This is a genomic window from Serratia sp. KH_031 (assembly GCF_057839655.1).
In genome coordinates, this window is record NZ_CM174496.1 from 254849 (window position 1) to 268774 (window position 13926).

The following is a 13926-nucleotide window of genomic DNA, read 5'->3' on the forward strand; positions in this document are numbered from 1 at the left end:
AGGGAACGCATGACAATATTGAGCTGTAAAGTGACCTCGGTAGAGGCCATTACCGATACCGTCTATCGGGTACGTTTGGTGCCAGAAGCACCGTTTGCATTCAAGGCAGGACAATATCTGATGGTAGTGATGGATGAGCGTGATAAACGCCCGTTCTCAATGGCCTCAACTCCGGCGCAGAGCGATTATATCGAGCTGCATATCGGCGCATCGGAATTGAACCTGTACGCGATGGCAGTGATGGATCGTATCCTGAAAGAGCAGGCGATCAGCGTTGATATTCCGCATGGTGACGCTTGGTTGCGCGAAGAAGGAAGCCGTCCATTGGTGTTGATCGCTGGCGGCACTGGCTTCTCCTATGCGCGTTCAATCTTGCTGACGGCGTTAGAGCAACAGCCAGATCGTGATATTTCCATCTACTGGGGTGGCCGTGAACTGAAGCACCTCTATGATTTGGGTGAACTTGAAGCCTTGACGGTGACGCATCCAAACTTGAAAGTGATCCCTGTTGTTGAGCAGCCGGAAGAAGATTGGCGTGGGCGCAGTGGCACGGTGCTGAGCGCGGTGTTGCAAGATTTCGGTACGCTGGCGGAGCATGATATTTATATTGCTGGTCGTTTCGAAATGGCGAAGATTGCCCGTGAACGTTTCTGTGCCGAGCGCGGAGCAAAAGAAGCGCATATGTATGGTGATGCGTTCTCGTTTATTTGATAACGACGACTCACTGACGCGGGGTGGCTAAGGCTGCCCCGTTTTGTTTTGCGGAAAGTTGAAAATAAAAAACCCGCCCCTGACAGGCGGGAAGAACGGCAACTAAACTCGTAAGATGCCCCGCTCACTCAGGGCAATCCCAATAGACACAGCTAAACGCGTTCAAATACTGTCGCGATCCCCTGACCTAAACCGATACACATGGTTGCTAGGCCAAACTGGGCGTCGCGGCGTTCCATCAGATTAAGTAGCGTGGTCGAGATGCGCGAACCGGAACAACCCAGTGGGTGACCGAGGGCGATAGCGCCGCCGTTCAGGTTAATTTTGTCATCAATGCTATCCAGCAGACCCAGCTCTTTGATACAGGGCAGAACTTGTGCGGCAAAGGCTTCGTTCATTTCGAACAGATCGATGTCTTGTACACTCAGACCTGCACGTTTCAGTGCCAACTTGCTGGCTGGAACGGGGCCATAACCCATGATGGAAGGATCGCAACCCACTACGGCCATGGAACGAATGCGGGCACGGGCTTTTAGGCCAAGCGCTTTGGCGCGAGACTCGCTCATCAACAGCATGGCAGAAGCGCCGTCGGACAATGCCGAAGAGCTCCCGGCAGTGACTGTACCGTTGACCGGATCAAATGCCGGGCGCAATGCTGAAAGGCTTTCTACCGTGGTTTCTGGGCGGATCACTTCATCGTAATCGAAGCGGGTTAATACGCCGTCGGCATCATGGCCAGTGGTTGGGATGATTTCCGCATTGAAATGCCCGGCCAACGTTGCAGCATGAGCGCGTTGGTGCGAACGGGTGGAGAACTCATCCTGCATCTGACGGCTGATGTTGTGCATTTTACTTAGCATCTCGGCGGTGAGTCCCATCATGCCAGCCGCTTTGGCGACATTACGACTCAATCCTGGATGGAAATCGACACCGTGGCTCATCGGTACATGCCCCATATGCTCCACACCGCCGATCAAGCTAATTTGCGCATCGCCGACCATAATGGCGCGGGCCGCATCATGTATCGCCTGCATAGACGAACCGCACAGACGATTGACCGTGACGGCAGGCACTGAATGGGGGATCTCTGCCAACAACGAAGCGTTACGGGCGATGTTGAAACCCTGCTCTAGCGTTTGTTGTACACAGCCCCAATAAATATCATCGATCTCGGCGGCGTTCAGCGCCGGGTTACGGCTCAATACGGCACGCATCAAATGAGCGGAAAGTTCTTCGGCGCGTACCTGACGGAAAGCTCCACCTTTTGAACGACCCATTGGTGTACGAACGGCATCAACAATAACGACGTTTTCCATCTTTATGACCTCGTGCCAGTAGCAGTAGACAGTGGCGCTGCCGCCGGATAGTAGCTTTCATTATGCTCGGCTTTAGCGCGTAAGCCCGCAGGGACTTGATACAGTGTACCTAGGTGAGCATAACGCTGTGCCAGCTCGACGTAGTGCGTGCTGCCCATGGTATCCAGATAGCGGAATGCGCCACCGTGGAACGGAGGGAAACCGATGCCGTAGACCAGCGCCATATCTGCTTCTGCTGGGCTGGCGATGATGCTTTCTTCCAAGCAACGCACTACTTCGTTGATCATCGGGATCATCATGCGCGCGATGATCTCTTCGTCGCTGATGGTTTGGCGTGGCTGACTGACTGAAGCCAGCAGCGCATCGGTTTGCTCGTCGTTGTCTTTACGCGGTTTACCTTTGTTGTCTTGGCTGTAGCGATAGAAACCAAAGCCGTTTTTCTGACCGAAACGCTGGTTATCGAACATCACGTCAATGGCATCGCGATAGTCTTTGCTCATGCGATCCGGGAAGCCTGTCGCCATCACCGCGTGGGCGTGATGCGCGGTATCAATCCCGACCACGTCGAGCAAATAAGCTGGGCCCATCGGCCAGCCGAACTGTTTCTCCATCACTTTGTCGATTTGACGGAAATCGGCACCATCGCGCAGCAACATACTGAAACCAGCAAAGTACGGGAACAGTACGCGGTTAACGAAGAATCCTGGGCAGTCGTTGACCACAATGGGTGTTTTACCCATGCGTGAGGCGTAGGCAACGACCGCCGCGATGGTGCTGTCGCTGGTTTTCTCACCACGGATGATTTCCACCAACGGCATACGATGCACCGGGTTGAAGAAGTGCATACCGCAGAAGTTCTCAGGGCGCTTCAATGACTTCGCCAAGTGATTGATCGGAATGGTTGAAGTGTTAGACGCCAATACGGTGTTTTCACCGATCAAGTTTTCCACCTCAGACAGCACGGCAGCTTTGATTTTTGGGTTCTCGACCACGGCTTCAACAATCACCTGAGCGCGTTCGATACCTGCGTAATCCAGTGTCGGTTGGATGGTGGCAAGGATGCCGGCCATTTTCATGCCATCCAATTTGCCGCGTTCTAACTGCTTATTCAGCAACTTGGCGGCTTCGGTCATGCCGAGCGTCAGCGATTTGTCGTTGATATCCTTCATGATCACGGGCACGCCTTTCAGCGCTGATTGGTAAGCGATGCCACCACCCATAATGCCAGCGCCCAATACGGCGGCCTGCTTTGGTGCTTCAACGTTCTTCGCCAGTTTTTTAGCTTGGCTTTTTACAAACTGATCGTTAAGGAAAATGCCCACCAACGCGCGTGCTTCTTTAGAGCGAGCCAATGGTACAAAGCTGGCCGTTTCCAATTTCAATGCTTCGTCGCGACCCAATTTGGCGGCGGCTTCGATGGTTTTTACCGCGGTCATCGGCGCAGGGTAATGTTTACCCGCCGTTTGCATCACCATGCCTTTGGCGGTGGTGAAACTCATGGTGGCTTCAATTGGACTGAGCTTCAGCGGCTCTAGCTTCGGCTGACGGTAGGCGCGCCAATCGAGTTGACCCCCGATTGCCTGTTTCAAGATCTTCAACGCCGCGGATACCAGTTTTTCTGGCGCTACAACGGCATCGACCAAACCGACTTTCAAAGCCTCTTGCGCACCGATGTCTTTACCGGCAGCAATAATCTCCAAAGCGCTGTCGTTACCCAGTAAGCGTGGTAGACGAACTGAGCCCCCAAAGCCCGGCATGATGCCCAGTTTGGTTTCCGGTAAACCGATACGCGCGTCTGGCGAAGCGATACGGAAATCGGTTGCCAAAATGCATTCACAACCGCCGCCCAGCGCATAGCCGTTAATGGCGGAAATGGTCGGTACTGGCAAATCTTCCAGCCGATTAAAGATGGAGTTGGCGAAGCCTAACCATTGGTGTAATTGCTCCGCCGGAGCGGCGAACAGCGACAGGAATTCGGTAATATCGGCACCAACAATAAATGCCGCTTTGCTGGAGCGCAGCAGTAACCCTTGCAGAGAGGTTTGTTTTTCTAACACCGTCAGAGCTTCACCCAGACTGGCAACGGTGTTGGTATCCAGCTTGTTAATGGAGCCTGGGGCATTGAACACCAGCTCGGCGATGCCATCTTCGAGCCATTGTAATTGTAAGGTTTCGCCTTGGTAGAGCATGTCTATCTCCTGAATCAGCGCGTCGGATCTGGTACGACCAGATGATGAGGAGTGTGGTTTTTATGTTAAAAATTTGCAAATTAAATATTGAATTTATGCTGCATGGATCACAAGGAAATGAGGTAATGGTTTGATACCGATTAACGTTGCTCTATACGAGGGAGTGGTAACTTTTTCTTCTACAAGGAAGTTTTGTCATCATAGCTTTAATTTACAGCAGTTTGCGAGCTGCGCCGCAAGCCGGAATTGGCTGGGTTGGAGCCATGATTCAGTGTGTTAAGATGGCGCATTCCGTTCTAAGGGCAAAAGGATACTGTGATGGAAACGCTGGCTTCTTTGTATAACGACCACTTGGCAACACTGCAACAACGGGCGCGTGAAGTTTTACAGCGCAATAAACTGGATGCTTTACTGATTCATTCTGGAGAGTTGCAACGTATCTTCCAAGATGATCAATATTATCCGTTCAAAGTGAATGTTAATTTCAAGGCGTGGGTGCCGGTCACGACCGTGCCTAACAGTTGGTTGTGGGTGGATGGCGTTAACAAACCGAAGCTGTGGTTTTATTCCCCAGTGGATTACTGGCACAGCGTTGAGCCATTGCCTGATAGCTTCTGGACTAAGGCTGTCGATCTGATGCCACTGGCCAACGCTGGCGATATCGCACAGCAGTTACCCGCTCAACGTGAGCGTGTTGCCTATATAGGTTATACGCCACAGCGTGCGCTAGAGCTTGGCATCACTGCTGATAATATCAATCCGCAGGCGGTGCTGAATTACTTCGATTTCCATCGTTCGATCAAGACGGGTTATGAACTGACTTGTCTGCGTGAAGCGCAGAAAATCGCGGTAGTGGGTCATCGTGCGGCGCACGAGGCTTTCTTGTCTGGAATGAGCGAGTTTGATATCAACCAGGCCTATCTGACCGCCACCGGCCACAGTGATACCGATGTGCCTTATGGCAACATCGTGGCGCTGAACGAGCACGCATCGGTGCTTCATTACACCACGTTAGGTAAGCAACCTCCGGCACAAGTGCGTAGTTTCTTGCTCGACGCTGGCGCGGAATATAACGGCTATGCAGCAGATTTGACGCGGACTTACGCGGCGCAGAGCGATAACGATTTTGCACATTTGGTAAAAGACCTCAACGATGAGCAACTGGCGCTGATTGAAACCATCAAAACTGGCGTGCGTTATACCGATTATCATGTACAGATGCACCAACGTATCGCTAAGTTGCTGGCTAAATACAAACTGGTAAATGGCATCAGTGAAGAAGCGATGGTTGAGCAAGGGCTGACTGGTCCGTTCTTGCCACATGGGTTGGGGCATCCACTGGGTTTGCAAGTTCATGACTCGGCTGGTTTTATGCAAGACGAACAAGGTACACATCTGGCGGCTCCGGCCAAATATCCATTCCTGCGTTGTACCCGCGTATTACAACCGGGTATGGTGCTGACCATCGAGCCGGGACTGTACTTTATTGAATCCCTGCTGGCACCGTGGCGCAGTGGCGAGTTGAGTAAACACTTCGACTGGAATCGTCTCGAAGCGCTGAAGCCCTATGGCGGTATTCGCATTGAAGACAACATTATCATTCATGAAAAACGTGTAGAAAACATGACGCGTGACCTGAAACTGGCTTGATGCAACCTTATCCGGTCCCATCGGCGGCGATCAGCATTAGTGAAGAGATAAAGAAAAGTCGTTTTATCACTCTGTTGGCACCCACCGATGGAGTTGATGCGGCGAAAGCCTTCATCCAACAGGTGCGTGATGAACACCCGGCTGCGCGTCACCATTGCTGGGCGTTCGTTGCCGGGGCACCAGATGATTCGCAGCAGTTAGGTTTTTCTGATGATGGTGAACCTTCCGGCACCGCAGGAAAACCTATCCTCGCTCAATTGATGGGCAGTGGGATCGGAGAAATTACCGCCGTAGTGGTTCGCTACTACGGCGGCATCAAGTTGGGTACCGGTGGCTTGGTCAAAGCCTACGGCAGTGGCGTGCAGCAAGCGTTAAAACAGTTGGCTGTGAGCTACAAGATCCCACAGGTCGAATATACTTTGCAGTGCGACTATGCGCAGTTGGCATGGATAGAAAGTTTGTTGCAACAAATGGAAGGGCGGATCGTACATGGGGAATATGGCGCTGCTGTCACGTTGCATCTAGCGTTGCCAGTAAGCGGTATGGAAGTCTTCGGCAATAAATTACGCGATCTGAGTCGCGGTAATTTGCATTTAACCCCCTGTTTCGCAATAACCCCAAAAAATTGAATTGTTAAGGATCGTGCTGAAATGCATTTTCGCGCTATAACCCGTATCGTTGGTCTGCTGGTCATCTTGTTCTCCGGGACGATGTTCATTCCTGGTCTGGTGGCATTGATTTACCGCGATGGGGCAGGTCGGGCATTCAGTGAAACCTTCTTCGTCGCGCTGGCGATCGGCCTGATTCTGTGGTGGCCGAACCGTAAACAAAAGCATGAGCTGAAACCGCGCGAAGGGTTTTTGATCGTAGTGTTGTTCTGGACGGTTTTGGGTAGCGTGGGTGCCTTGCCATTCCTGTTCGCCGAGCGTCCTAACCTGTCACTCACCGATGCGTTCTTTGAATCCTTTTCTGGCTTGACCACTACTGGAGCGACGACGCTGGTCGGATTGGATTCCTTACCCAAAGCGATTCTATTTTACCGGCAAATGCTGCAATGGATGGGCGGTATGGGGATCATCGTATTGGCAGTAGCAATACTACCAATCCTCGGTGTCGGTGGCATGCAGCTTTATCGAGCAGAAATGCCGGGGCCGTTGAAAGACAACAAAATGCGCCCGCGTATTGCGGAAACAGCTAAAACGTTGTGGTTGATTTATGTCTTGCTGACGATTGCTTGTGCGTTGTCCTTATGGGGCGCAGGCATGACGGTCTTCGACGCGATTGGTCACAGTTTTGCTACTATTGCCATCGGTGGTTTCTCCACCCATGATGCCAGCGTAGGTTATTACGCCAGTCCAACCATCAACACGATTATTGGCGTGTTCCTGTTGATCTCCGCCTGTAACTTTGGTTTGCACTTTGCGTTATTGAGTGGGCGCAGCTTGAAGGTGTATTGGCGTGATCTGGAATTTCGCATGTTCATTTCCGTGCAGTTCGGTTTGGTGGCGGTATGTACCATCATTCTTTGGTATCACGGCGTTTACCAGACAGGCATGGAAACTATTAACCAGGCATTTTTCCAAGTAGTGTCCATGGCGACTACTGCGGGATTCACCACCGATAGTTTCTCCAAATGGCCGCTGTTCCTGCCCATGTTGCTGCTGTGCTCCGCTTTTATTGGTGGTTGCGCTGGTTCAACGGGTGGTGGGTTGAAGGTTATCCGTATTCTTTTGTTGTACTTACAAGGCTCACGGGAACTGAAAAGATTGGTACACCCGAACGCGGTCTACACTATCAAACTCGGTAATCGTGCTCTGCCAGAACGTATTCTTGAGGCAGTCTGGGGCTTCTTTTCGGCTTATGCCTTGGTGTTCATCGTCAGCATGTTGGCGATCATCGCCACCGGTGTAGATGATTTCTCGGCCTTTGCCTCTGTGACTGCGACGTTGAATAACCTCGGGCCTGGGTTGGGTGTTGTAGCCGATAACTTCACCACTATGCCACCGGCAGCCAAATGGATCTTGATACTGGATATGTTGTTCGGGCGTTTGGAGGTCTTTACGCTGCTTGTACTCTTTACGCCAACCTTCTGGCGCGAGTGAATCTATAAAGGAGTAATGCCATGAAGGCACTGATTCTATTTTCAAGCCGTGACGGGCAAACGCATTCCATTGCTTCTTATATTGCAAGTAAGTTGCAGGATTCGCTGGACTGCGATGTGATCAATCTACTGCGAGCTGATGATGTGGATCTCAGCCAATATCAGCAAGTACTGATCGGAGCTTCGGTACGCTATGGTCATTTCCATCCGACGTTGGACAAATTTGTTAAACGTCATGCACAGCAGTTGAATCAGATGCCGAGTGCTTTCTTTGCTGTCAACCTGACTGCCCGTAAGCCAGAAAAACGTTCACCGCAAACTAATGCCTATACGCGTAAATTTCTTCTTTCTTCACCTTGGCAGCCCAAACAGTGTGAAGTGTTTGCTGGTGCGCTGCGTTATCCCCGTTATCGCTGGTTCGATCGCATCATGATCCGCTTTATTATGAAAATGACTGGCGGGGAAACGGATACCAGTAAAGAAGTTGAATACACCGATTGGCAGCAAGTAACGCGTTTTGCCCAGGATTTCCGCCATATTGCGGATGAAAAGTAACGAAAACGCTGAGTTGCGCAGCAGTTTGTTGAAAAAAACTACGGTTGAAAACTTTTTTGCAATTAAGGGTTGCGGCCTTCGGAGAACTCCCTATAATGCGCCTCCACTGACCGGGAACAACGGCTTCCAAGCCGCTCGGTAAGTGAGAGTCCAGCGAAACAAATGCTTGACTCTACGGGTGAAAAGCGTAGTATTCGCAGCCCGCGCCGATGACTTTGCTCGGCACTGCTCTTTAACAATTTATCAGACAATCTGTGTGGGCACTCACAAGATGATATCCAGATGCTTTCGAGCATCAACAAAATATCAAGTCTTGAAGAGTGACACATGAAGTAAAATTCATACAGTAACCTTTGAGCATCGCTTCACGAGTTGAAGCAAATCAAGCTTTTAATTGAAGAGTTTGATCATGGCTCAGATTGAACGCTGGCGGCAGGCCTAACACATGCAAGTCGAGCGGTAGCACAGAAGAGCTTGCTCTTCGGGTGACGAGCGGCGGACGGGTGAGTAATGTCTGGGAAACTGCCCGATGGAGGGGGATAACTACTGGAAACGGTAGCTAATACCGCATAACGTCTACGGACCAAAGTGGGGGACCTTAGGGCCTCACACCATCGGATGTGCCCAGATGGGATTAGCTAGTAGGTGAGGTAATGGCTCACCTAGGCGACGATCCCTAGCTGGTCTGAGAGGATGACCAGCCACACTGGAACTGAGACACGGTCCAGACTCCTACGGGAGGCAGCAGTGGGGAATATTGCACAATGGGCGCAAGCCTGATGCAGCCATGCCGCGTGTGTGAAGAAGGCCTTAGGGTTGTAAAGCACTTTCAGCGAGGAGGAAGGGTTGGATGTTAATAGCATTCAGCATTGACGTTACTCGCAGAAGAAGCACCGGCTAACTCCGTGCCAGCAGCCGCGGTAATACGGAGGGTGCAAGCGTTAATCGGAATTACTGGGCGTAAAGCGCACGCAGGCGGTTTGTTAAGTCAGATGTGAAATCCCCGCGCTTAACGTGGGAACTGCATTTGAAACTGGCAAGCTAGAGTCTTGTAGAGGGGGGTAGAATTCCAGGTGTAGCGGTGAAATGCGTAGAGATCTGGAGGAATACCGGTGGCGAAGGCGGCCCCCTGGACAAAGACTGACGCTCAGGTGCGAAAGCGTGGGGAGCAAACAGGATTAGATACCCTGGTAGTCCACGCTGTAAACGATGTCGATTTGGAGGTTGTGCCCTTGAGGCGTGGCTTCCGGAGCTAACGCGTTAAATCGACCGCCTGGGGAGTACGGCCGCAAGGTTAAAACTCAAATGAATTGACGGGGGCCCGCACAAGCGGTGGAGCATGTGGTTTAATTCGATGCAACGCGAAGAACCTTACCTACTCTTGACATCCACAGAAGGCTTTAGAGATAGAGCTGTGTCTTCGGAAACTGTGAGACAGGTGCTGCATGGCTGTCGTCAGCTCGTGTTGTGAAATGTTGGGTTAAGTCCCGCAACGAGCGCAACCCTTATCCTTTGTTGCCAGCGGTTCGGCCGGGAACTCAAAGGAGACTGCCAGTGATAAACTGGAGGAAGGTGGGGATGACGTCAAGTCATCATGGCCCTTACGAGTAGGGCTACACACGTGCTACAATGGCGTATACAAAGAGAAGCGAACTTGCGAGAGTAAGCGGACCTCATAAAGTACGTCGTAGTCCGGATTGGAGTCTGCAACTCGACTCCATGAAGTCGGAATCGCTAGTAATCGTAGATCAGAATGCTACGGTGAATACGTTCCCGGGCCTTGTACACACCGCCCGTCACACCATGGGAGTGGGTTGCAAAAGAAGTAGGTAGCTTAACCTTCGGGAGGGCGCTTACCACTTTGTGATTCATGACTGGGGTGAAGTCGTAACAAGGTAACCGTAGGGGAACCTGCGGTTGGATCACCTCCTTACCTAAAGATGTTTGACTGTGCAGTGTCCACACAGATTGTCTGATAGAAAAGTAACGAGCAAATGCGCACCTGTTGATGTACTGAGTCTGTGACTCATGCTGATACGAACCGATTAAGCAGTTTTGATTAATCGGATTTTCGTGTCCCCATCGTCTAGAGGCCTAGGACACTGCCCTTTCACGGCTGTAACAGGGGTTCGAATCCCCTTGGGGACGCCATTTCCGATAATGCGTGAAAGTCATTATCATTCAGTATCTCAAAACTGATTCTGTTGAAATACACAGGAGTCATGTTTGAGATATTTGCTCTTTAACAATCTGGAACAAGCTGAAAATTGAAACATGACGGCTGAAACTTATCCCTCCGTAGCAGTACTGGGGTAAGGACTAACCCGTCATAGAGTCTCTCAAATGTTTACAGCACGATGTGTTCTCTGTTTACAGAAGACACCTTCGGGTTGTGAGGTTAAGTGACTAAGCGTACACGGTGGATGCCTAGGCAGTCAGAGGCGATGAAGGGCGTGCTAATCTGCGATAAGCGTCGGTAAGGTGATATGAACCGCAATAACCGACGATACCCGAATGGGGAAACCCAGTGCAATACGTTGCACTATCATACGATGAATACATAGTCGTATGAGGCGAACCGGGGGAACTGAAACATCTAAGTACCCCGAGGAAAAGAAATCAACCGAGATTCCCCCAGTAGCGGCGAGCGAACGGGGAAGAGCCCAGAACCTGAATCAGTTTGTGTCTCAGTGGAAGCGTCTGGAAAGTCGCACAGTAAAGGGTGATAGTCCCGTACACGAAGAGGCATGAGTTGTGAGTTCGATGAGTAGGGCGGGACACGTGACATCCTGTCTGAATATGGGGGGACCATCCTCCAAGGCTAAATACTCCTGACTGACCGATAGTGAACCAGTACCGTGAGGGAAAGGCGAAAAGAACCCCGGCGAGGGGAGTGAAATAGAACCTGAAACCGTGTACGTACAAGCAGTGGGAGCCTTCTTTATGGGGGTGACTGCGTACCTTTTGTATAATGGGTCAGCGACTTATATTTTGTAGCAAGGTTAACCGAATAGGGGAGCCGTAGGGAAACCGAGTCTTAACTGGGCGTCTAGTTGCAAGGTATAGACCCGAAACCCGGTGATCTAGCCATGGGCAGGTTGAAGGTTGGGTAACACTAACTGGAGGACCGAACCGACTAATGTTGAAAAATTAGCGGATGACTTGTGGCTGGGGGTGAAAGGCCAATCAAACCGGGAGATAGCTGGTTCTCCCCGAAAGCTATTTAGGTAGCGCCTCGTGAACTCATCTTCGGGGGTAGAGCACTGTTTCGGCTAGGGGGCCATCCCGGCTTACCAAACCGATGCAAACTCCGAATACCGAAGAATGTTATCACGGGAGACACACGGCGGGTGCTAACGTCCGTCGTGAAGAGGGAAACAACCCAGACCGCCAGCTAAGGTCCCAAAGTCATGGTTAAGTGGGAAACGATGTGGGAAGGCATAGACAGCCAGGATGTTGGCTTAGAAGCAGCCATCATTTAAAGAAAGCGTAATAGCTCACTGGTCGAGTCGGCCTGCGCGGAAGATGTAACGGGGCTAAACCATGCACCGAAGCTGCGGCAGCGACGCTTAGGCGTTGTTGGGTAGGGGAGCGTTCTGTAAGCCGTAGAAGGTAGTCTGTGAGGGCTGCTGGAGGTATCAGAAGTGCGAATGCTGACATAAGTAACGATAATGCGGGTGAAAAACCCGCACGCCGGAAGACCAAGGGTTCCTGTCCAACGTTAATCGGGGCAGGGTGAGTCGACCCCTAAGGCGAGGCTGAAAAGCGTAGTCGATGGGAAACAGGTTAATATTCCTGTACTCGGTGTTACTGCGAAGGGGGGACGGAGAAGGCTAGGCTAGCCGGGCGACGGTTGTCCCGGTTTAAGCGTGTAGGGGGAGAGAATTGGTAAATCCGTTCTCTTATCGAACCCTGAGGCGTGATGACGAGTCACTACGGTGATGAAGTAGTTGATGCCAAGCTTCCAGGAAAAGCCTCTAAGCTCCAGGTAACATCAAATCGTACCCCAAACCGACACAGGTGGTCAGGTAGAGAATACTCAGGCGCTTGAGAGAACTCGGGTGAAGGAACTAGGCAAAATGGTGCCGTAACTTCGGGAGAAGGCACGCTGGCATTAGGTGAAGAGACTTGCTCTCGGAGCTGAAGCCAGTCGCAGATACCAGCTGGCTGCAACTGTTTAATAAAAACACAGCACTGTGCAAACACGAAAGTGGACGTATACGGTGTGACGCCTGCCCGGTGCTGGAAGGTTAATTGATGGGGTTAGCGGCAACGCGAAGCTCTTGATCGAAGCCCCAGTAAACGGCGGCCGTAACTATAACGGTCCTAAGGTAGCGAAATTCCTTGTCGGGTAAGTTCCGACCTGCACGAATGGCGTAATGATGGCCAGGCTGTCTCCACCCGAGACTCAGTGAAATTGAACTCGCTGTGAAGATGCAGTGTACCCGCGGCAAGACGGAAAGACCCCGTGAACCTTTACTATAGCTTGACACTGAACATTGAGCCTTGATGTGTAGGATAGGTGGGAGGCTTTGAAGCGTGGACGCCAGTCTGCGTGGAGCCAACCTTGAAATACCACCCTTTAATGTTTGATGTTCTAACTCTGGTCCATAATCTGGATTGAGGACAGTGTCTGGTGGGTAGTTTGACTGGGGCGGTCTCCTCCCAAAGAGTAACGGAGGAGCACGAAGGTTAGCTAATCACGGTCGGACATCGTGAGGTTAGTGCAAAGGCATAAGCTAGCTTGACTGCGAGAGTGACGGCTCGAGCAGGTACGAAAGTAGGTCTTAGTGATCCGGTGGTTCTGAATGGAAGGGCCATCGCTCAACGGATAAAAGGTACTCCGGGGATAACAGGCTGATACCGCCCAAGAGTTCATATCGACGGCGGTGTTTGGCACCTCGATGTCGGCTCATCACATCCTGGGGCTGAAGTAGGTCCCAAGGGTATGGCTGTTCGCCATTTAAAGTGGTACGCGAGCTGGGTTTAGAACGTCGTGAGACAGTTCGGTCCCTATCTGCCGTGGGCGTTGGAAGATTGAGAGGGGTTGCTCCTAGTACGAGAGGACCGGAGTGAACGCATCACTGGTGTTCGGGTTGTCATGCCAATGGCATTGCCCGGTAGCTAAATGCGGAAGAGATAAGCGCTGAAAGCATCTAAGCGCGAAACTTGCCTCGAGATGAGTCTTCCCTGTGACCTTGAGTCACCTAAAGGAACGTTTAAGACTAAGACGTTGATAGGCTGGGTGTGTAAGTGCAGCGATGCATTGAGCTAACCAGTACTAATGAACCGTGAGGCTTAACCTTACAACACCGAAGGTGTTTTGGTGAGATTGTATTTTAATTTTCAGCGAGTTTACAGATTGGTTCTGGTGGTTACGAGAGTAACGGCCAAGAATGAAACA

The 13926-nt window shown here is 51.4% G+C and carries 7 protein-coding genes, 1 tRNA gene and 2 rRNA genes; 8 read left to right on the plus strand and 2 right to left on the minus strand.

All coding sequences use genetic code 11. The features are described 5' to 3' along the window. Nucleotides 1-9 precede the first annotated feature (9 nt). Nucleotides 10-711 carry an NAD(P)H-flavin reductase gene (fre, locus tag AC3ISQ_RS01130; RefSeq protein ID WP_489350173.1) on the plus strand — a complete coding sequence of 234 codons (702 nt, stop codon included), beginning with the start codon at nt 10-12 and terminating at the stop codon, nt 709-711. Nucleotides 712-863: 152 nt separating this feature from the next. Here fre and fadA read toward each other — a convergent pair whose 3' ends face one another. Further along, entirely contained in the window at nt 864-2027 is a 1164-nt protein-coding gene (gene fadA / locus AC3ISQ_RS01135; protein ID WP_489350174.1) for an acetyl-CoA C-acyltransferase FadA, read from the minus strand. A 2-nt stretch (nt 2028-2029) separates the two neighbouring features. Beyond that, the gene (fadB, locus tag AC3ISQ_RS01140) at nt 2030-4216 is read right to left on the minus strand and encodes a fatty acid oxidation complex subunit alpha FadB (protein ID WP_489350175.1); all 2187 of its coding nucleotides are present in this window, start codon (nt 4214-4216) and stop codon (nt 2030-2032) included. A gap of 318 nt (nt 4217-4534) precedes the next feature. Here fadB and pepQ point away from each other — a divergent pair, with 318 nt between their 5' ends. From pepQ to AC3ISQ_RS01175, 7 genes are all read left to right on the plus strand, one after another. After that, nucleotides 4535-5866 carry a Xaa-Pro dipeptidase gene (gene pepQ, locus AC3ISQ_RS01145; RefSeq protein WP_489350176.1) on the plus strand — a complete coding sequence of 444 codons (1332 nt, stop codon included), beginning with the start codon at nt 4535-4537 and terminating at the stop codon, nt 5864-5866. Further along, nucleotides 5866-6495: an IMPACT family protein gene (locus AC3ISQ_RS01150; protein WP_489350177.1), complete on the plus strand. Its 630-nt coding sequence runs from the start codon at nt 5866-5868 to the stop codon at nt 6493-6495. The genes pepQ and AC3ISQ_RS01150 overlap by 1 nt, the downstream gene beginning before the upstream one ends. Nucleotides 6496-6516: 21 nt before the next feature. Next, on the plus strand, nt 6517-7968 hold the full coding sequence (gene trkH, locus AC3ISQ_RS01155; protein ID WP_489350178.1) for a Trk system potassium transporter TrkH: 1452 nt from the start codon (nt 6517-6519) through the stop codon (nt 7966-7968). Between the two features lie 20 nt (nt 7969-7988). Continuing rightward, nucleotides 7989-8522: a menaquinone-dependent protoporphyrinogen IX dehydrogenase gene (hemG, locus tag AC3ISQ_RS01160; RefSeq protein ID WP_489350179.1), complete on the plus strand. Its 534-nt coding sequence runs from the start codon at nt 7989-7991 to the stop codon at nt 8520-8522. Nucleotides 8523-8913: 391 nt separating this feature from the next. Continuing rightward, nucleotides 8914-10455, plus strand: a 16S ribosomal RNA gene (locus tag AC3ISQ_RS01165). A 142-nt stretch (nt 10456-10597) separates the two neighbouring features. Continuing rightward, a tRNA-Glu gene (locus AC3ISQ_RS01170) sits at nt 10598-10673 on the plus strand. A 245-nt stretch (nt 10674-10918) separates the two neighbouring features. After that, a 23S ribosomal RNA gene (locus AC3ISQ_RS01175) occupies nt 10919-13828 on the plus strand. The 16S and 23S rRNA genes sit together here with 1 tRNA gene alongside, the layout of an rRNA operon. Nucleotides 13829-13926 lie beyond the last annotated feature (98 nt).